Here is a 21,549-nt window from a genome sequence, read left to right as displayed (position 1 = left end):
TTGTCGGCATCGCTAAACTCTGCCGCCCTTCGGGTTGTTGTTAGTTGTTAGAGTCTTTATTTTGCTAAAAACTAAGGTACGAAGTACCGTACAACTAAAAACTAACAACTATTTTATTATTTTCTTAGTTTCTATCTCTCCATTTGATTGTACGGCTACAATATAGATGCCTGTGGGGTAGTTGCTTACATCAAGTGTTGCAGTTTCTACTCCGGGTGTAAGCGATTGCATCAACACGCCTTGCATATTGTAGAGTTGCACTTGGTTAATTACTTCGGGTGAGGTTATACGTACTTCGCCATTGCTATAGATTATCTCTATATCAGCTACCTCTGCTACTGCCTCCTCTATGGAGGTGATATCGGTATCGCCAAAGGTGATAACCTCAATATCATTTATAGCCATAGGTGTTACAACTCCCGACACAGTGATGTTTACTTCATCTTCCGAAGGGAAGGTGATTTTGTCTATTTCGTCAATGCTGATTGACTGAAATGAGCCTTGTGATGTTAAATAGACATTCATATAGTCGGTTGCATGAGTCGATAGCCACGGTACCGATATGAATGTTAAGAACATCAGCATTTGTTTGATGTAGTTTTGTTGCATAATTGTTTATTTTTGGTTAATATTTTATTTCTTAGGGTCATTTAAGTCATTAGGGTCATTAGGAATACTAAAAACTGGCATCTGCGGACACACCCCCGTCGCACAGAGCACTGTGCTCTCCAACCTTCGGCACGAATTGACATTTAGTCAATTCTAATTACTTTGTAATTACCTTGCTTGCGTGTGCCCCTACTTTAATGCAAAAATATGCTAATTTTTTTTAAAATACAATAGCGGCAGCTACGGGGGGGGTAAATTACTGATTTATGCTACTTAGCGGCATTGTTTTTAAAAAACCGTTAGTATTATAGGCATTTTAGTCTAATTAGTCCAATTGGCCCAATTAGTCGTATTGAAGAAAAACGAAGTTGCACTTTTGTAATGCAACTCCGTTTAAACTGACAACTAAACCTTATTATCCTATTGAGTGTTATGATATGTGAATATTATAACACTTGGGTTTATGAGATTTACAGTTTCTCTCCTTTTTATTATTAACACTCTATTTGTTTTTGGTAAGGGCGATGATGCTTTTATTGAGTTAAATCTGCCTACGTTTGATAACGATGGTATATTCTCTTCTGCATCACCACCGGAAAGTAGTTGGTGGAGGGAATTAAATGACAACACTCTTGATTCTCTTATTTCTTTAGCCATTAGCAACAACCAAGATATTTTTGTTGCTATGGATAATATTCTTGCAGCAAGGGCTTCGTATAGGATTGCTCAAAGTGCATTTTATCCCTCTATTAGTTTAGAGAGGGGTTGGAGTACCTCTAAAAGTAGTAGAAACTTGGGAGATGAGACTGACCGCACAAGTGATGTTACGCAAAGTAATTGGCTGTTTGCTTTAAATGCGAGTTGGGAGATTGATATTTTTGGTACAATAAGGGCTCAGGCGAAAGAGGCTAAATATGGTTATGAGGCAGAGATTGAGTTATACAATGCTGCGATTATGGCATTGACTGCCGATATGGCTTCGTATTATGCACAACTCAGAATGATGCAACAACAACTTATTGTGGCTGTTAAAAATATTGAATCTCAAAAAGAGATTTTGAATATTACTAAGGTTAGATTTAATAGTGGACTTGCTTCTCAGTTGGATGTTGCTCAAGCTAAATCGGTATATTACAGCACTAAGGCTTCTATTCCTGTTCTTCAGAGTTCTATTGATAATCAGATTTATACTATTTGTCAACTTGCAGGGGTGTTTCCGCAAGTGCTTTATAATTGGCTGATTATTCCTTCTGAGATTCCGAAATATATGAAGATTATTGCTATTGGCACAAGTGAAGAGATGCTTGCCAAACGCCCAGATGTTAGTGCTGCTTTTCTTAAAACCAAAGCTGCAAAGGAGAGTTTGCATGGCAGTAAACGAAACTTCTCACCTCAATTTTTTGTTGATGGTAGTTTTGGATTTCAGGGGCAGGCTTTGAATAGGACTTTTAACAGCAATAGCATTACCTACTCTCTTTCTCCCCGTATTAGTTGGAACTTTTTTCAGGGTGGTAACCTTTTTAACTCTTTAAAGCAGGAGAAGGCTAATTACGATGCTGCAATAAGAAATTACAACACTACTGTTCTTAAAGCGGCCGAAGAGGTTAGCAGTGCTATATCGGCATATAAAGGTCGCATTAAACAGGTTGTTGATTTGAGAGAGTTGGAGATTCAGGGAGAGACTATGCTTACTCTCTCTCTTGACTTGTATAAACGTGGATTGAGTGATTTCCAAAATGTTTTGGACGCTCAACGCTCTCTGTTGGAGTATCAGAATTCTTTGGTTGTTGCCGAAGGTAATACTCTTATTGCTTTAGTGAACTTATATAGAGCATTGGGATGTTATTGATTTGTACAAAGTGCAACGTAGTAATAAAATTATTATAATATGAAATGGTTTAAATTTTGTCTGCTCTGTTTTGTGTGTTCTATTTTTACAGGATGCAACGATGACTTATTAAGTGGTTATGAGGCTATGCCTCCTATAACTGTTGCAAAGCCTGTTGTGAGGGATATCACTTTGAGTAAGAGTTATCCCGGATATGTTTCGGCACAAAACAGTGTTAATCTTGTAGCGAGAGTGAGCGGTTATCTCGAAAACTCTTTCTATGATGCAGGTAGTAAGGTTGAGAAGGGTAAACTTCTCTTCCTTATCGAACCTACTCAATATCAAGATGAGGTACTATCGGCAGAGAGTTCTTTAGAGAACGCCATTGCTAAACGCGACTATGCTCAAAACAACTATACAAGAATGAAAGAGGCTTCGGCAAGTAACGCCATCAGCGAAATTGATTTAATTGAAGCCAAATCGCAACTTGCTGCTGCCGAAGCTGATGTTAAAAATGCCGAAGCCTCTCTTTCTTTGGCCAAAACCAATTTGAGTTATTGTTACGTTAAAGCTCCTTTTAGAGGCAGGGTTACTATTGGCACTCTATCGAATGGCAACTACGTTAATGGCAGTGCATCGCCTGTGGTACTTGCTACTATTTTTCAAGAGGATTTGATGTATGCATACTTTAATATTGAGGACAATCAATATCTGAAAATGCTATGGGATAACAACCAGATGCCTTTTGATAGTGTTGTGGTTTTCTTTGACTCTCCCACAAAGAGGGTATATAAAGGCAAGATTGATTACATTGCTCCAAATATTGATTTATCGATGGGTACTTTACGACTAAGGGCTGAGATTAAAAATCATAATGGTGAACTTAAAGATGGTATGTTTGCTAATGTTATGCTCCCTTATACAAAACGTGATAATGCTCTATTGATTGATGATGCCTCAATTGGTTTTGACCAGTTGGGTAGTTTTGTTTATGTTGTTAACGACTCTTCGGAAGTTGAGTACCGACACATTACTGTGGGAGAGGTGTTTGATGATACATTAAGATATGTTGTCAGTGGTCTTGACAAGGGGGAGATGTATGTATCGAAAGCCCTTCTTAAGGTTAGAGATGGAATGAAGGTTAATCCTGCTATAAAGTAACTTTAATTTACTATTTCTTATGTTCTCTCGTTTTTTTATAAACCGACCTATATTTGCTACCGTTATTGCTCTTTTGATGGTTTTGGCAGGTGTTGCCGCTCTGGAGTTTTTACCTATTGCCCAATTCCCCGATATTACTCCGCCAACCGTACAGGTTAAAGCGGTATATCCCGGTGCAAGTGCCGAGACTATTGCAGAATCGGTTGCCACTCCTATTGAGGAGCAGGTTAATGGTGTGGATGGTATGATATATATGAACTCCACATCTTCATCAACCGGAGAGTATAACCTAACTGTTACCTTTGAGGTTGGCACCGATGCCGATATGGCTGCGGTTTTGGTTCAGAACAGGGTTAATATCGCAGAGGGTAATTTACCGAGTGAGGTTATTAAACAGGGTATTACTACTAAAAAGCAATCGACAAATATTGTTATGATTTTGTCATTAGAGGCTGATAGTTCAATATATGATGGTTTATTCCTTTCAAATTATGCTACTCTGAATTTCTCCGATCCTCTTTCCAGATTAAAAGGTGTTGGTAATGTTACTGTGTTTGGTGCCGGAGATTACGGTATGAGGGTATGGTTAAACCCTGAGGTTATGAGAATGAGAGATGTTACTCCTAATGATGTTTACAATGCTATATCGGCTCAAAATATTGAGGTTTCGGCTGGTGGCGTAGGACAACCTCCTCAAAGAAACAATACAAATTTTCAATATACTCTTACTACAAAAGGGCGTTTATCATCGGTTAGCGAGTTTGAGAATATTATTATTAAAGCTCTTCCCGAAGGTGGTTATTTAAGGCTTAAGGATATTGCCAATATTGAGTTGGGAAGCCAAAACTATGGAACTATATCAAAACAGAGTGGCAAGTCGGCTGCGGCTATTGCTATATACCAATTACCCGGCAGTAATGCTCTTGATGTTGCAAACGAAGTTAGAGCAGCAGTTGAGAAGTTATCAAAAAATCTTCCTGAGGGTGTGGAGTGTAATGTTATTCTTGATACTACCAACTTTGTTAAGGCTTCGTTAGAAGAGGTATTGGTTACACTCATAGAGACAACCCTTTTGGTTATGCTCGTTGTTCTTATTTTCTTGCAGAACTTCAGAGCTGTTATTATTCCATCACTGACTATTCCTGTTTCGCTGATATGTACTCTTGCTGTTATGAAATTGTTTGGTTTCTCAATCAACACGCTTACCCTCTTTGGCATGGTGCTTGCTATTGCCATTGTGGTTGATGATGCTATTATTGTTGTTGAGAACTCCTCGCGACTTTTAGCAACGGGTAAATATTCAAGGAAAGAAGCCGTTACAGAAGCAATGCGAGAGATTACCGGTCCAGTTATTGGTGTTGTTCTGGTCCTTTTAGCGGTGTTTATTCCTACTGCTTTTATTCCAGGTATTACTGGTGAACTATATAAACAGTTTGCTCTGACTATTGCTGTTGCAACTTTTTTCAGCGGTTTTAATTCTCTTACCCTCACCCCTGCCCTTTGTGCTATTTTCTTAAAGGAGAAACACGATGCTAAGTTTATACTTTACAGATGGTTTAACAAAGGTTATGAGAAGTGTGTAAATGGGTACGTTAGTATTATCTCCAGAATGTTAAAGCACCCCGTTAAAAGTATGATAGCATTTGTAATATTTACCATTGCTGCCTTTTGGTTGTTTGTAAAGACTCCTTCTTCGTTTATTCCCGAAGAGGATCAAGGCTATTTCTTGGTTTCGGTTACGCTACCGCCTAATGCGTCACTTGAGCGTACTGAGAAGGTAACAGAAAAACTTGGTGCTATTTTAAATAGTTATAATGAGGTGGAGAGTTATATGTGCATTAATGGTTTCTCGGTTATTAATGGAGCTGCATCATCGAATAGTGCCACTGTTTTTGTTATTCTTAAACCATGGAAAGAACGTAAGAAAAACAAAGAGAGTGTTGCTTCAATAATAGAACAACTTAACCGAGAGGCATACTCTATTGAAGAGGCTTCAATTTTTGCTCTTAACCCTCCTGCCATAAATGGTATGGGTGCAACGGGCGGTCTTCAAATGCAAATTGAAGATATTGGCAATTTGGGCAGTGGCGAGTTACAAAAGGCCATAAACGAAATAGTTACAGAGAGCAAGAAGGTTAAAAGTATTGGTTCAATAAACAGTATATATCAAGGTGCTACCCCTCAATTTGCTTTAAATATCAACAGAGATAAAATTGAGTTGCAAGGTATTGACCTTAATGAGGTTTTCAACTCTTTATCTTTATATATGGGCTCGGCATACGTTAATGATTTCAGTACTTTTGGCAGAATCTATCAGGTTCTTTTGAGTGCTGATGCTGTAAGTAGAGAGAAAATTGATGATGTTCTTAAACTTTCGGTAAGAAATAGCAATAACGAAATGGTGCCTTTCTCTGCTTTTACTACTATTGAAGAACGTTTAGGTGAAGACTTGATACAGAGATATAATATGTACACTTCGGCTTCTATTACAGGTACTGCGGCAGAGGGTTATAGTACTGCTGAGGCAATGAGTGGAATGGAGTTGCTTTTTGATAATTTATTGGGAAACTCTTTTGGGTATGAGTGGACCGGCGAAGCATATCAAGAGAATAAAGCCTCATCGTCTGTTGCTATAATATTTATTCTTGCAATAGTTGTGGTAATATTAGTTTTGGCTGCTCAATATGAGAGTTGGACAAGCCCTGTTGCTGTTATCATGGTTGTTCCTTTTGCTATATTGGGTGCGGTACTAGGCTCTATTATAATGGGGCTACCTATTAGTATTTTCAGCCAAATTGGTATTATTTTGCTTATTGCTCTATCGGCAAAGAATGCGATATTGATTGTTGAGTTTGCTGCTGATTACAGATTGAAAGGCGAAGATATTATTTCGGCATCAATTGAAGCAGGGCGTATGAGATTAAGACCTATTCTTATGACCTCATTTGCATTTATTATTGGTATTATGCCAATGTTGTTTGCTTCAGGTGCCGGTGCTGCAAGCCGACTTGCTCTGGGTAGTGCCGTTGTGTATGGTATGACACTTAGTACTATTTTAGGAACTCTGTTTATTCCCAATTTTTACTATATGATGCAGAGCCTTTATGAGAGGATTAAAAAAATTAGGAATTAGTACGTTGTTTCACAACAATTAGGAATTAGAAATGAACTACTAATTAATTCATTATTCCTAATTCCTAATTTCTAAATATAATTATTCAACTACTTTATATATATCGGGAAAATTACGACCATATTGATCATAGTCAAGTCCGTAACCTACAATAAAGTCGTTATCTATATCAAAACATTTATAATCTACCTTAATATCTACTTTTATATTATCGGGTTTTACAAATAGTGATGTTACATATATTTCAGCAGGATTCTTCTCTTTAAGTATGCGTAGCATCTCTTGCATTGTATAACCTGTATCTATTATATCTTCTATAATTACAACTGTACGGTCTTCGATACTCTCACGTAATCCAAGAACTTGTTTAACTTTTCCAGTTGTATTGGTACCCTCGTATGATGCCATACGAATAAAAGTTATTTCGCATGGGAACATCATATCTCTCAATAGATCGGCTGCAAATACAAATGATCCGTTTAATATTACAAGGAAGAGTGGATTTTTATCTTTCAAATCAGCCTCAATCTCCGCAGCAACCTCTTTAACTCTCTTCTTGATTGTTTCTTGTGATATGTAAAGAGCAAATTGTTTGTCTTTTACTTGTACTATATTCATAGTTATATTTTATAACTGTTATACTCTGTTTTTATGTTGATTACATTATAAACTTCAATAAGAAGAATGCTCCAAGTATATACATTCCGAGTGTTACCTTCTTGAAGTTTCCTCTCAATAGATTGATTAGTAAGATTTATGTCACAAATTTAAACAAAAAACTATTTAATACATATTTTATACTTCCTTTTTTATTACGCTATAAAAACGTTTCAGATATATAGTTTAAAACATTCCGAATTCTCCCTCTTTGAAATTTAATTTGTATCTTCGCAGAATAAATAAAAAATTATGATTTCAGTTGATGGACTTACCGTAGAATTTGGCGGTAGTACCCTATTTAAAGATATTTCATTTGTTATTAACGAGAAAGACCGTATTGCTCTTATGGGCAAAAATGGTGCTGGTAAAAGTACTCTGTTAAAGATTTTGGCAGGGGTACGCAATGCAACACGCGGACAGGTGTCTGCTCCTAAAGATACAGTAATTGCTTATTTACCTCAGCACTTAATGACCGAAGATGGAAGAACGGTTTTTGAAGAGGCTTCTCAAGCATTTGCCCATCTTCATCAGATGGAGGCTGAGATTGAGGAACTTAACAGACAACTTACCGAGCGTACCGACTACGATAGTGACGAATATATGGCTCTGATTGAAGAGGTTGCCACAAAGAGCGAGAAGTTCTACGCAATAGATATGACTCACTTTGAGGAGGATGTTGAAAAAACACTTCTTGGTTTGGGTTTTGAACGTAAAGATTTTTCTCGACAAACTTCGGAGTTTTCGGGAGGTTGGCGAATGAGAATTGAACTTGCAAAGATGCTGTTGCGTAACCCCGACATTCTATTGCTTGACGAGCCTACCAACCACTTGGATATTGAGTCGATTGGCTGGTTAGAGGAGTTTATTATAAATAATGGAAAGACAGTTGTTGTAATAAGCCACGACCGCAAGTTTGTTGATAATATTACCACAAGAACTATTGAGGTTACAATGGGTAGAATTTATGACTACAAAGTTAACTACTCACAATATCTTCAACTTAGAGCAGAACGCCGAGAACAGCAGATGAAGCAGTTTGAGGAGCAACAAAAGATGATTCAAGAGACTAAAGATTTTATTGAACGTTTTAAAGGCACATACTCAAAAACACTGCAAGTGCAGAGCCGTGTGAAGATGCTTGAGAAACTTGAGATAATTGAGGTTGATGAAGAGGATACTTCGGCTTTACGACTTAAATTCCCTCCTTCTCCTCGTTCAGGGCAATACCCCGTAATTACCGATGGTGTTGGTAAAGCATTTGGAGATAAACGCATATTCTCAAACGTAACACTTACTGTTGAACGTGGCGACAAGATTGCTTTTGTGGAACGTAACGGAGAGGGTAAATCTACGTTGGTAAAGTGTATTATGAACGAACTTGAGCATGAGGGTGAACTTAAATTAGGTCATAATGTTCAGATTGGATATTTTGCACAAAATCAGGCATCTATGTTAGATGAAGAACTGACCGTTTTTCAGACAATAGATGATGTTGCAAAGGGTGATATTCGCAATAAAATACGCGATCTTTTGGGTGCATTTATGTTTGGTGGCGAAGCAAGTAGCAAAAAGGTTAAAGTTCTTTCGGGTGGTGAGCGTACTCGTTTGGCTATTATGAAACTGCTACTTGAGCCTGTTAATTTGCTTATACTTGATGAACCTACCAACCATCTGGATTTAAAAACCAAAGATATTCTTAAACAGGCTCTTCGTGATTTTGATGGAACTCTGATTTGTGTTAGCCACGACAGAGATTTTCTTGATGGTCTTGTTTCAAAGGTTTATGAGTTTGGTCATGGCAGAGTTCGTGAACATCTTTGTGGTATTTACGAATTCCTTGAAACAAAGAAATTAGAGGGACTGCAAGAACTTGAAAGGAAGAGTAATTAAACATCTGTATCATAATATTCAATATATAAATTTATTGTATTTTCGCACTCTATCATAAAAAAGGATGCAAGAGATAGATATTGTTAAAATTGGAGATATTTTCAACTTCTCTTTAAGAAAGAGAGCGTTGCAAAAGGCTATTGCGGATGAGAAGTGTAAAGCAATTCATCTGCAAGGACTTATTGCATCTGCTTCGGCAATTGCACTCTCGGCTTTAAAGGATATGGGCAAGAATGTTATTATTGTTGCCAACGATGCAGAAGAGGCAGGGTATCTCTATAATGATATTTGCCAAGTTTGTGGCGATAATAAAAATGTTCTCTTCTTCCCTTCGGGTTATAAACGCTCAATTAAATACGGACAAACTGACTCGGCTAATGCAATTCTGCGTACCGAAGTGTTGGGCAGATTGAGCAACCAAAGCGCTGGTGCGTTAGTTGTTACTTCGCCTGAGGCTTTGGCTGAGAAGGTTATCTCGGATAAGGATCTCAAAAAGGATACTCTTCATTGCAAAGTGGGAGATATGCTTGATATGACAGAGTTTGCCGACTCTCTTTTTAATCTTGGTTTTGAACGTTGCGACTATGTTTATGAGCCGGGGCAATACTCGGTAAGAGGTAGTATTATTGATGTCTTCTCATACGCAGGAACTTACCCTTATCGTATTGACTTTTTTGATGATGAGATAGATTCAATAAGGAGTTTTGATATTGAAACTCAACTCTCAAAAGAGAAGGTTGAGGAGATTGATATTATTCCTAATATTACAATGAGCGAAAAGTTTGGTATCTCTATTTTAGAGTTTATAGATAAAGATACCATATTTGCTTTTGCTAACCTTGCTTGGGCTTGTGATAGAATAAAGAGTATATCTTCGGAGAGCATTGCCACTCAACTTGTTTTAAGTCAGGAGGGCGATATTGATGCTATGCAAAAGGTTATTGATAGCGATGAGTTTGCTTCAGACATCCTTAACTTTAAACGTATTGATTATGGTGTTAGATGTTTTTCAAAGAACTATTTATCAATCAAATACGATATTTCACCTCAACCTATTTATCATAAAGATTTTGATAGAACGGCAGAATCTTTTACCGAATTTATTAAAGAGGGATACCGTATTTATATATTAAGCGATAGTCGCAAACAGATTGACCGCTTAACAGAGATTTTTGCCGAACGCAACAACTATATAACATTTACTGCTGTTAACAAAACTATTCACGAAGGGTTTATTGACAGAGAGAACAAAATCTGTTTATTTACCGACCACCAAATTTTTGACAGATTCCATAAGTTCAGTTTAAAGAGCGACCACGTCAGAAGTGGCAAACTCGCTCTCTCGCTTAAAGAACTTAAACAGATTGAATTGGGCGACTATATTGTTCATATTGATTATGGTATTGGCCGTTTTGGCGGTTTGGTCAGAGGTAATATCAATGGCTATATGCAGGAGATGGTTAAACTTGTTTACCAAAACAACGATATGATTTTTGTGAGTATTCACGCTCTGCATAAATTATCGAAGTATAAGGGTAAAGAGGGTGTTGCTCCGCGTATTTACAGACTTAATGGTAATGCATGGAACAAACTAAAAGAGAAGACAAAGAGCAAGATGAAAGAGATTGCTCGGGATCTTATTCTCTTATATGCCAAACGAGCCACACAAGAGGGCTTTGCTTTCTCAGCAGACAGTTTTATGCAACATGAATTGGAGGCGAGTTTTATGTACGAGGATACTCCCGACCAACTTAAAACTACCAATGAGGTTAAGGCTGATATGGAGAGGGCAAGACCTATGGATAGGCTTATTTGTGGGGATGTTGGTTTTGGCAAAACCGAGATTGCTGTTCGTGCCGCTTTTAAAGCAGCATGTGATAATATGCAAACCGCAGTTCTTGTTCCTACCACAGTTCTTGCTTATCAGCACTACAATACGTTCAAAAACAGACTAAAAGATTTTCCTGTTAAGGTTGAGTATTTGAGCCGCGCAAGAAGTGCAAAGGATACTAAACGTATTTTAAAAGAGTTGGCAGAGGGTGAGATTAACATTCTTATTGGTACTCATAAGATTATTGGTAAGGATGTTAAGTTTAAATCGTTGGGGCTATTGGTTATTGATGAAGAGCAAAAGTTTGGTGTTGCTGTTAAGGATAAACTTAAACAGATTAAGAGCAACGTTGATACTTTGACAATGTCTGCTACACCTATTCCAAGAACTTTGCAATTTTCGCTTATGGGTGCAAGAGACCTCTCTGCCATAACTACACCTCCGCCAAACAGGCATCCTATCCAGACAGAGGTTCACCCCTTTAACGAGGAGATTATCAAAGAGGCTATTGAGTTTGAATTGAGCAGAAATGGTCAGGTATTCTTTGTAAATAATAGGATTTCCGTTTTATCAGAACTTGAGGCTCTTATTCATAAACTAGTGCCTGATGCAAGAGTTATTATTGGCCATGGGCAGATGGAGCCAGAAAAGTTGGAGCGTATTATTTTGGATTATGCCAACCATGAGTATGATGTTTTGCTATCGACAACTATTATTGAAGCGGGAGTTGATATGCCAAACACAAATACTATTATTATAAACGAGGCTCAGAATTTTGGTTTGAGCGATTTGCACCAACTTCGTGGCAGGGTTGGCAGAAGCAATAAAAAGGCTTTCTGTTATCTGCTTACTCCCCCCTACTCTGTTCTTAAAACTGATGCAAGGAGAAGGCTGCAGGCAATAGAGAACTTCTCGGAACTTGGTAGTGGTATTCATATTGCAATGCAAGATTTAGATATTAGAGGTGCAGGTAATCTTTTAGGCTCGGAGCAGAGTGGCTTTATTACCGATTTGGGATACGAAACTTATCAGAAGATACTAAAAGAGGCTGTTACAGAATTAAAAACAGAGGAGTTCTCTGATTTATATGAAGAAGAGAACAAGAGCAATGACAACTTTGTAAGCGAATGTGTTATTGAAACAGATATGGAGTTACTCTTCCCTGCTTCATATATTGAGAACGAGAGTGAGAGGATTTTACTATATCAAGAGTTGGACAATATGGAACGCGAAGAGGATATTGCTAAATTCAAATTGAAATTAGAAGATCGCTTTGGACGTATTCCCAAACAGGGTATTGAACTTATAAGAGTGGTTACTCTACGCAGATTGGCTAAACTTTTGGGTATGGAGAAGGTTACTCTTAAACAGGGCAAAATGAATCTCTACTTTATATCTGATGAGAATAGCAACTATTTTGAGTCTGATACATTCGGCAAGATTATTGAGTATGTTCAACGCGAACCTAAACGTGCCGCATTGCGAGAGAACAGAGGCAAACGTATCCTGACCATTGGATATATTGACAGTGTTGCTATGGGTATTGAAATTTTGGAAAGGATTATTTGAGTTGTTAGTTGTCGGCTAAAGCCACTCCTTTTGGTGTAGTTGATAGTTTTTAGTTAATCAAAAAGACAAGCCTTTGTATGTGATTTTTACAGAGTTAAGTTTTTCCAATTTACCTATTACTTCATCGGCAAATTCGAGGGATACGTGAAAAGATATTGAGCATCGGTTATCAAATATTCTCTCTCCAACTCTTATGCAATCTTCTTTATCTTTGAGCAGTCGCATTACGCCCTCCATATCAATATAATCGAACTCTACAAGCAGTTCTCTCTCTATGGTACGTTCAACTATTGTATTGTTTCGGATTGCATCGAGTGCCGCCTCTTTGTATGCTACTATCAATCCTCCTGTTCCGAGTTTTATTCCTCCGAAATAGCGAATAACTACTATCAGCACATTTGTTATTTCGTTTGATAGCATCTGTCCCACTATGGGTTTTCCTGCCGTTCCTGATGGCTCTCCATTGTCACTACTGCGAGTAAACTCTCCATTTGCACCCACTCTATACCCCCAACATACGTGTCGAGCATCGTGGTATTTGTTACGATACTCCTCTACTAAAGCCATTGCCTCATCTACTGTAAATACAGGTATAGCAAAGGAGATGAATTTACTCATCTTCTCCTTGTATAATCCTTCGGAGATGGTGGCAACGGTTTTGTATGAGGTTATTTGACTCATATCTGGGTAAAGTCAATATCTTTTCGGATTGGGTATTTTACATATTTGAATTGGGGCATTCCGAGTGCCATTCCTGCACAGATTGTTCCTTTTATCCCCAACTCTTTTTCAAGTGCCCCTTTATTAAGGCGGGTTGCTGTCAATACAAATCCTGTATAGAATTGTGCGACACCTAAACTCTCTGCCATTAGTGAAGCATTTTGATATGAGAGATTGGCATTCTCTGCTCCAAATCTGTCTCCTTTTGGTGCTGATATTATAAGCATAGCGGTTGCATTTCGCATTACCTTATCGTTTCCTTTTTCAAACTCTGCTTTTAGACGGTCAAGCATAGGCACCATTGCAAAGGCTTTTGGCATTAACAGTTTTGTTATTGGGGCAACAACCTTGTTTGCCAACATTTTGCGTATTTTGTAAAATGTTGATATGGTAAACGATGTTACTTTGCGAATTTTATCAATATCTGTTATTAGAGTGAACTCTAAATTTTGAGAATTGGTGGCTGTTGGTGCAAGATATGCTGCCTCAACAATCATTTTTAGCACCTCTTGGGGTATTGGTTTCTTTGTTATTGCCCTATTTGAACGACGTGCTTTTATAAGTGTCATCAATGATTCTGGCGTTGGGTAATCATTGTAACTGAATGATTGTTGCTTATCTGCCGGGAAGAGCGAATGTGTTATAGCTCCATGAGGACACACCGATACACAATGCCCGCAACCGATACAAGCCTCTTCTTTTTGAAGGAGAATATCTCCTTTCTCTCCTTTATAGAATATGTCAGCAGGGCAAATGCCTACACATTTGCCACATGCCACACATTTATCTTTGTTAATTGCTATTTGCACCATAGTAAGGTTATTCACACGCTTTAAAACTTAAATCCAAACCTTTTACTGAGTGAGTTAATGCTCCCACTGAGATATAATCTACTCCACACTCAGCATAGCTACGAAGGGTGTCGAATGTTATTCCTCCTGATGATTCGGTTTCAAAACGTCCGTCTATTATCTCAACTGCTTTGCGTGTTAACTCGGGAGTGAAGTTATCGAGCATGATGCGGTCTATCCCTCCGCAATCTATTGCCTCTTGCAACTCATCAAGATTACGCACCTCTATTTCAATCTTTAAATCTTTTCCTTTTTCTTTTAAGTATGATTGAGCACGTTTTATTGCGTTTGTAATACCTCCAGCAAAATCAACGTGATTATCTTTTAAAAGTATCATATCGAATAGGCCTATACGGTGATTTACGCCACCTCCTATTTTTACTGCCTCTTTCTCAATCATTCGTAATCCTGGAGTTGTTTTGCGAGTATCCAACACTCTTGTTTTTAACCCCTCTAATTGACGAGCATAGCGACGTGTTACTGTTGCTATACCGCTCATTCGTTGCATTACATTAAGCATTAAGCGTTCAGTTTGTAACAACGAGCGTACTTTACCTCGAACTATAAAGGCTATATCTCCAACTTTTACTTCATCACCATCATTTAAAAATTGCTCCATTTTTAATGTTGGGTCAAAGGCGGCGAATATACGTTTTGCCATCTCTACTCCTGCCAAAACTCCATCCTCTTTTACTATTAGTTTTTGAGCACCTTCTGCATCTTCGGGTATGCAACATAGTGTTGTGTGGTCGCCATCGCCTATATCCTCAGCGAATGCCAATTTTATTAAATCGTCAATTAAATTTTCCATTGTTTCAGGTTTTATAATGTTTCTATTCTTATTTGCGTTATTCTTTCGTTGTCTCCTATAACATCAATTAATATATGTACTCTAAAACCGCTTTTTGCTGTTTCGTATTTACATATCATATATATCACGTTATCTTGACTATTATCGTGTAAGACTGAGAATGATTTTGGTTTGTTTTGCAAAAAGAAGTTTGTTAACTCCTTTGTTGCTTCTTCTTTAGACAATGGTTTGCGAAGTGGGTATGCTACCATAAAAACTTTATCAGACATTGCTTGAGATACAATCTCTGCACTGCCTTTGGCAAATCCATCTTCAACCGCCTTTCGCGAATCATTTGCCACAGTTGGCAATATAAAAAGAAGTGTAAGTGCTAATATTGTTACAATCTTTTTCATTATATATTGTTTTACTTATACTTTCGTATATACACTTTTTTATATATTTTTGTATCTGTCATGAGATAAAATATTTCATCACACAATACGCAGTTTACAAAAGTACATAAAAAGTTAATAATATAGAACTTTATCCGATATGAAATTAGTTTTTTTAATGGTTGGCAAAACCAACGAGAAGTATTTTATTGATGCAATATCGGAATACGAAAAGCGTATTAAACGTTTTATCCCATTTGAAATAATCACAATCCCCGACTCTAAAGGTATTAAAACAGCAGAACTTCAAAAGAGTACTGAAGGAGAACTTATTCTAAAACAGATAAAGAACGAGGATTTTGTTATTCTCATGGATGAGAAGGGCAAAAGATTTACTTCGGTAAAATTTGCCGAATATATTGAGAAACTTTTATGCCGCAGCGATAAACGTATTGTTTTTGTTATTGGCGGTGCATACGGTTTTTCGCAAGAGGTTTACAATAGAGCCGATGATAAAATATCTTTGTCGGATATGACTTTCTCTCATCAGTTGGTCAGAGTTGTTTTCACTGAACAACTTTACAGAGCCTTTACCATTATTAATAATCAACCTTATCACCATGAATAGATTAAAAAAATTTTGCATCATCATACTCTTAGTTTTTACAGGACATATAGTTAAAGCAGCAGACGCTGAATCTGGTGGTATGTTCCACTTAATTTTAAACAAACAATTTAACGACTATTTTAATATTAATGTTCAAAATCATCTATGGTTAGAGCAGAACTTCACAAGAATGGAGCGTTATATGATTGGTGCAAATTTTAAAACATCAATCATAAAGAAGCATCTGTTTTTTGACGCATACTACTATTACAGATACAGAAACATTAATGGGCATAGCGAAAATACTCAACGCATTCAGTTTGGATTTAGTGGTGGATACTCTCTTCCACGTGTTAAATTCAGCGGAGTTTCAAAAATGGAATCGAACTTTGTTGTGATTAGTGCTAACGATCCATTTAATATCTATTTTTGGAGAAACAGATTGGTCATTAATGGTATTTTAAAGAATAACGATAAGGTATCTCCTTTTTGTGCTGTTGAAGTTTTCAATCAATTGAATTGGAGAGAGGAGTTTAACAGAGAGAGAGGATACGAAAATAAAAAGGGAGTTGAGAGGTTGTGGATTGATTTTGGTGTCGACTACAAGATTAACAAAACTTTTTTGATGACATTTACCATAAGAGAACAGATAGCCCTATTTTCTCAGAGATATTCAACAATGTTTGGAGTGGGTTGCGTTATAAATCTATAAGAAAAGATCGCAACAGATAGAATCGGATACGACTATTCCTTTTCGGGTAAGAGTAATCCTCCCCGCCTCTTCTTTTAAATATCCGTCTTTGATATAACTTGCTGCCTCTCGCAAGAGATGTTGCAAGTTTTCTTTTCCGAAATGCTCTTCTATTAAAGATAAATCTACACCGTTAGATGTACGCAAGTGGGTAAATATAGTTTCATTATATCTATCTTGCGCGGTTAAGTTCTCAACCTCAAAAGCCACTTCTCCTGATAATACCTTATTTATATATAGAGATGTATTTGATACATTTGCTCGGCGAACTACTCCATCAAAACTATGTGCCGATGCTCCTAATCCCAAATATGGTGTTCCACTCCAATATCCAGAATTGTGCTGAGAGCAATATCCTTGCAAAGCAAAATTTGATATTTCGTAATGTTCGTATCCCACCTCAGAAAGCTTATCAATTAACATATTATACATTGCAATAGAAGTTTCATCGCTACATACCTCAATCTCTCCTCGTTTTAATTTCTGTGTTAATACAGAGTTAGGCTCATAACTCAAATCGTATGCCGAAATATGTTGCGGTTGTAAACCTATGGCTTGATTAATACTCTCTTCCCACTCCTCAATGGTTTGAGTAGGCAGAGAAAACATTAAATCGATACTTATATTTCTGAGTCCTGACTCTCGCAAGAGAGTGTATGCCTCGATGGCTTTTTGTGAGTTATGACGGCGACCTATTGTGTTTAATAATCTGTCATTAAAACTTTGCACTCCCATACTCACTCTATTTATGGGTAGTTCTCTGAGATGAGAGAGATAATCTTTTGTTATATCATCGGGGTTTACCTCAATTGTTATCTCTTTTACTTGCGATAAATTAAAGTATTGCTCGAGTGCTGAAAACACTCTCTTTAATTGTAATGGTGTTAACTGTGATGGTGTACCTCCTCCTATATATATAGTATCAAGTGATGTTGCAGACAACTCTCCTATACGCATTTTCAACTCCGCAGTTAGCGCCTCAACATATTTATCCCTAAGTGTATTATCAGTTCCCGAATGGAAATCGCAATAAAAACACCTCTTTGCACAAAATGGTATATGTATATATAGGGAGGACATATTCAGTTGTTAGTTGTCGGCTAAAGCCGCCCCTTCGGGGTAGTTGTCAGTTTTTAAATTAATATTAATTTGAGATTAAAGGTAAAACAAATTATTTTAATTGCGAAAGATAGGTTCAAATATTTGTAACAAAAGCGATAAAAATCATTAAAGAAGGGTTATATTTGTTATAATATGTTTTAAAACATATATATTGATTAGTTTTTTTATTATTTATTTTTTAATTTTCGGACGGTTTGTTAAAGAGAAACAAACCACAAAAAAATTGTCTTACAATAAATTTTTAAAAAGATGAAAGTATATCAGTCCAACGAAATCAAAAATGTAGCTTTGATTGGTAGTAAAGGCTCGGGTAAAACTACACTTGCAGAGAGTATGCTCTTTGAGTGTGGTGTAATTAAACGTAGAGGCTCAATTGATAGCCAAAACACAGTTTCTGACTATTTCCCCGTAGAGCATGAGTATGGGTACTCTGTATTCCCTACCGTATTTTACGCTGAATTTAACGGCAAAAAATTAAATGTAATTGACTGCCCGGGTTCAGATGACTTCGTTGGTGGAGCAATTAATGCACTTACTGTTACTGACACTGGTGTTATTGTTCTTGACTCACAATATGGAGTTGAGGTTGGTACTCAAAATATTTTCAGATATGCTGAAAAATTGAAAAAACCAATCATCTTTGCTATGAACCAATTAGATGGCGAGAAAGCAGATTTTGATAATAGCATTGAGCAACTTAAAGAGACTTTTGGTAACAAAGTTACTATTATTCAATATCCTATAAATGCAGGTCCTTCGTTTAACGCAATGATTGACGTGCTTTTAATGAAGATGTACACATGGAAACCTGAGGGTGGTGTTCCTGAAATTTCTGATATTCCTGCTGAAGAGATGGAGCGCGCAAGCGAACTTCATCAACAATTGGTTGAGGCTGCTGCCGAGAACGATGAATCTCTAATGGATAAATTCTTTGAGCAAGGTAGTTTGACAGAGGATGAGATGAGAGAGGGTATCAGAAAAGGTTTGGTTACTCGCGACATTTTCCCAGTATTCTGCGTAAGTGCTCTTAAAGATATGGGAGTAAGACGTATGATGGAGTTCTTGGGCAACGTTGTTCCTTTTGTTACTGATATGCCTGCTCCTACAAACGATGAAGGAGAAGAGGTTAAAGTTGATGCCAATGCTCCTGCAAGTGTATATTGCTTTAAGACTACTGTTGAGCCACACATTGGTGAGGTTACCTACTTTAAAGTTATGCAAGGTACTTTGTCAGAGGGCGATGACTTAACTAATACAAACAGAGGTTCAAAAGAGCGTTTGGCTCAAATATTCTGTGCTTGCGGTCAAATTAGAACTAAAGTTGACAAACTTGTTGCTGGTGACATTGGTGCAACTGTTAAACTAAAAGATGTTAGAACCGGCAACACACTTAACGCAAAAGGCGTAGAAAACACATTTACTAAATTGGTTAAATATCCCGATCCTAAATTCCAACGTGCCATTAAACCAGCAGTTGAGGCTGACGCTGAGAAATTGAGTGAGATTTTAACTCGTATGCACGAAGAGGATCCTACTTGGTTGGTTGAACAATCAAAAGAGTTAAAACAAACTATTGTGTCGGGACAAGGTGAGTTCCACTTGAGAACTTTAAAATGGAGAATTGAGAACAACGATAAAGTCAATGTTGAATTCTCTGAGCCTAAAATTCCATACAGAGAAACTATTACAAAGGCTGCTCGTGCCGACTATCGCCACAAAAAACAATCAGGAGGTGCCGGTCAATTTGGAGAGGTTCACTTAATTATTGAGCCTTACTATGATGGTATGCCTGCTCCTGAGACATATAAATTCAATGGTCAAGAGTATAAGATGAATATCAGAGATACTCAAACCGTAGAACTTGAGTGGGGCGGTAAACTTGTTGTTAACAACTGTATTGTTGGTGGTGCTATTGATGCTCGTTTCATTCCTGCTATTGTAAAAGGTTTGATGGACAGAATGGAGCAAGGTCCATTGACTGGTTCATACGCTCGCGATGTTAGAGTATGTATCTATGATGGTAAGATGCACCCGGTTGATTCAAACGAAATCTCATTCCGCCTTGCAGGACGTAACGCATTTAGCGAAGCATTTAAAAATGCAGGTCCTAAGATTCTTGAACCTGTTTATGATGTTGAGGTTCTTGTTCCCTCAGATAAGATGGGTGATGTTATGAGTGACCTTCAAGGACGTAGAGCAATAATCATGGGAATGAATAGCGAGAATGGATTTGAGAAGATTACCGCTAAAGTTCCTTTGAAAGAGATGTCAACTTATTCTACTTCTTTGAGTTCTATTACAGGTGGACGCTCTTCATTCTCTATGAAGTTTGCTTCTTACGAACTTGTTCCTGGTGACGTTCAAGAGAAACTTCTTAAAGCATACGAAGAGAGTCAAACTGAGGAGTAGTTTTCAGTTGTTAGTTGTTAGCTATCAGCTGTTTAGACAACTAAAAACTTTATTTACAAATAGCCACATATTTTACGTATGTGGCTATTACTATTTATAATATTTTTATTTAATTAAATTAACAATGATTTTGAATATCCAAAATATATTAATAATTTTGCATTGATGAAATAAAACATCAAGACATTGATATATTTATAGCGTTTTTGCTATTGTACTTGACTTTAGAAACTGCCAATTTCAAACACAACAAGGACAATAAGCACAAGAACGCCTATGCGTATGCGTGGGTTGTGTTTATATGTTGTGTGGGTATGGCAGTACCTTAAAGTTGTATAACATACCCACGCTTTCTTTATTTAGTTATGCGTGAGGTTAAAAACGGGTTTAAATTAACTTTTTGTATAACTAAATTTTTATTTTTATGAAACTAAATTACTTTAAAACTCTATTTGTAGCAATACTGGTAATATTTACCATAACAACGAATGCCGAAACTTACAGTGGCACATGCGGAACAAACGTTAATTGGAGCCTTGATACAGAAACAGGGCTTTTGAAAATTACAGGTACGGGAGAGATGACCAGTAGTCCTTGGGAAAGTTACAATAGTTCAATTAAATCAGTTGAAATTGCAGAAGGTGTTACCTCTATTGAAAGTTCGGCTTTCTATGGTTGTTCAGGGTTAACTTCGGTTACTATTCCTAATAGCGTTACCTCTATTGGAGGATTTGCTTTCGATGGTTGTTCAGGGTTAACAGGAGTATATATAACCGACCTTGCTGCGTGGTGTAATATTGATTTCTACGATTACGATTCTAATCCTTTATATTATGTCAATAAACTATACTTAAATGGAACTCTTGTTAGAAAACTTGAAATACCGGAGGGCGTAACAGCTATAAAAAAATATGTTTTTTATAAATTGAATACTATACGTTCTGTAACTATACCTAATAGTGTAACCTCTATTGGAGATTATGCGTTCTATGGTTGTTCAGGGTTAACTTCAGTTACTATCCCTAATAGCGTTACCTCTATTGGAAGATCGGCTTTCGAGGATTGTTCAGGGTTAACTTCGGTTACTATTGGTAGCGGAGTTAGTGAAATTGGAGATTATGCTTTCTATGGTTGTTCAGGGTTAACTTCGGTTACTATACCTAATAGTGTTACCTCTATTGGAAATTCGGCTTTCGATGGTTGTTCAGGGTTAACTTCGGTTA

General features: G+C 37.2%; 16 protein-coding genes. 9 read left to right on the top strand and 7 right to left on the bottom strand.

Features of this window, described 5'->3' with window-relative positions:
* Positions 1-108: 108 nt before the first annotated feature.
* Positions 109-609, bottom strand: coding sequence for a T9SS type A sorting domain-containing protein (locus IKK64_05495; protein MBR4119518.1), 501 nt, complete (start codon positions 607-609; stop codon positions 109-111).
* 463 nt (positions 610-1,072) lie between these two features.
* On the opposite strand from IKK64_05495, the gene IKK64_05490 reads away from it, so the two are divergent.
* From IKK64_05490 to IKK64_05480, 3 genes are read left to right on the top strand one after another with little or no spacing between them, the layout of a single operon-like run.
* Positions 1,073-2,458 carry a TolC family protein gene (locus IKK64_05490; GenBank protein ID MBR4119517.1) on the top strand — a complete coding sequence of 462 codons (1,386 nt, stop codon included), beginning with the start codon at positions 1,073-1,075 and terminating at the stop codon, positions 2,456-2,458.
* Positions 2,459-2,497: 39 nt separating this feature from the next.
* The gene (locus IKK64_05485) at positions 2,498-3,598 is read left to right on the top strand and encodes an efflux RND transporter periplasmic adaptor subunit (protein ID MBR4119516.1); all 1,101 of its coding nucleotides are present in this window, start codon (positions 2,498-2,500) and stop codon (positions 3,596-3,598) included.
* Between the two features lie 19 nt (positions 3,599-3,617).
* Positions 3,618-6,731: a multidrug efflux RND transporter permease subunit gene (locus IKK64_05480; GenBank protein ID MBR4119515.1), complete on the top strand. Its 3,114-nt coding sequence runs from the start codon at positions 3,618-3,620 to the stop codon at positions 6,729-6,731.
* Between the two features lie 81 nt (positions 6,732-6,812).
* Here IKK64_05480 and hpt read toward each other — a convergent pair whose 3' ends face one another.
* Positions 6,813-7,349: a hypoxanthine phosphoribosyltransferase gene (gene hpt, locus IKK64_05475; GenBank protein MBR4119514.1), complete on the bottom strand. Its 537-nt coding sequence runs from the start codon at positions 7,347-7,349 to the stop codon at positions 6,813-6,815.
* Between the two features lie 291 nt (positions 7,350-7,640).
* Between hpt and IKK64_05470 the strand changes: the two genes are divergently transcribed.
* Together IKK64_05470 and mfd are read left to right on the top strand one after the other, a co-directional pair.
* Positions 7,641-9,281: an ABC-F family ATP-binding cassette domain-containing protein gene (locus IKK64_05470; protein MBR4119513.1), complete on the top strand. Its 1,641-nt coding sequence runs from the start codon at positions 7,641-7,643 to the stop codon at positions 9,279-9,281.
* A gap of 64 nt (positions 9,282-9,345) precedes the next feature.
* Positions 9,346-12,681, top strand: a complete 3,336-nt coding sequence (gene mfd / locus IKK64_05465; GenBank protein MBR4119512.1) for a transcription-repair coupling factor — start codon at positions 9,346-9,348, stop codon at positions 12,679-12,681.
* Positions 12,682-12,738: 57 nt separating this feature from the next.
* Here the strand turns inward: mfd and IKK64_05460 are convergent, their stop codons facing one another.
* From IKK64_05460 to IKK64_05445, 4 genes are read right to left on the bottom strand one after another with little or no spacing between them, the layout of a single operon-like run.
* Entirely contained in the window at positions 12,739-13,362 is a 624-nt protein-coding gene (locus IKK64_05460) for a YigZ family protein (GenBank protein MBR4119511.1), read from the bottom strand.
* Positions 13,359-14,210 (bottom strand): nitroreductase family protein, encoded by an 852-nt coding sequence (locus tag IKK64_05455; protein MBR4119510.1) that lies wholly within the window; start codon positions 14,208-14,210, stop codon positions 13,359-13,361. Before IKK64_05455 ends, IKK64_05460 begins: the two co-directional genes overlap by 4 nt.
* Positions 14,211-14,220: 10 nt before the next feature.
* Entirely contained in the window at positions 14,221-15,063 is an 843-nt protein-coding gene (gene nadC, locus IKK64_05450) for a carboxylating nicotinate-nucleotide diphosphorylase (GenBank protein MBR4119509.1), read from the bottom strand.
* A gap of 11 nt (positions 15,064-15,074) precedes the next feature.
* The gene (locus tag IKK64_05445; GenBank protein MBR4119508.1) at positions 15,075-15,458 is read right to left on the bottom strand and encodes a DUF4783 domain-containing protein; all 384 of its coding nucleotides are present in this window, start codon (positions 15,456-15,458) and stop codon (positions 15,075-15,077) included.
* 139 nt (positions 15,459-15,597) lie between these two features.
* Between IKK64_05445 and rlmH the strand changes: the two genes are divergently transcribed.
* Together rlmH and IKK64_05435 are read left to right on the top strand one after the other, a co-directional pair.
* On the top strand, positions 15,598-16,065 hold the full coding sequence (gene rlmH, locus IKK64_05440) for a 23S rRNA (pseudouridine(1915)-N(3))-methyltransferase RlmH (protein MBR4119507.1): 468 nt from the start codon (positions 15,598-15,600) through the stop codon (positions 16,063-16,065).
* Complete coding sequence (locus tag IKK64_05435) at positions 16,058-16,756, top strand: hypothetical protein (GenBank protein MBR4119506.1); 699 nt, start codon at positions 16,058-16,060, stop codon at positions 16,754-16,756. Before rlmH ends, IKK64_05435 begins: the two co-directional genes overlap by 8 nt.
* On the opposite strand, the gene hemW is transcribed toward IKK64_05435, so the two are convergent.
* Positions 16,751-17,875 (bottom strand): radical SAM family heme chaperone HemW, encoded by a 1,125-nt coding sequence (gene hemW / locus IKK64_05430; GenBank protein ID MBR4119505.1) that lies wholly within the window; start codon positions 17,873-17,875, stop codon positions 16,751-16,753. The two genes, IKK64_05435 and hemW, sit on opposite strands and share 6 nt — an antisense overlap.
* Positions 17,876-18,166: 291 nt before the next feature.
* On the opposite strand from hemW, the gene IKK64_05425 reads away from it, so the two are divergent.
* Positions 18,167-20,326, top strand: a complete 2,160-nt coding sequence (locus tag IKK64_05425; GenBank protein MBR4119504.1) for an elongation factor G — start codon at positions 18,167-18,169, stop codon at positions 20,324-20,326.
* Between the two features lie 424 nt (positions 20,327-20,750).
* A partial coding sequence (locus tag IKK64_05420) for a leucine-rich repeat domain-containing protein (protein MBR4119503.1) occupies positions 20,751-21,549 on the top strand: 799 nt, incomplete at its 3' end.

This window comes from Bacteroidales bacterium (genome assembly GCA_017521245.1).
Classification (GTDB): Bacteria; Bacteroidota; Bacteroidia; order Bacteroidales; family G3-4614; genus Caccoplasma_A.
The sequence above is the reverse complement of the archived record's forward strand: the minus strand, read 5'-3'. Positions and strand labels throughout refer to the sequence as shown.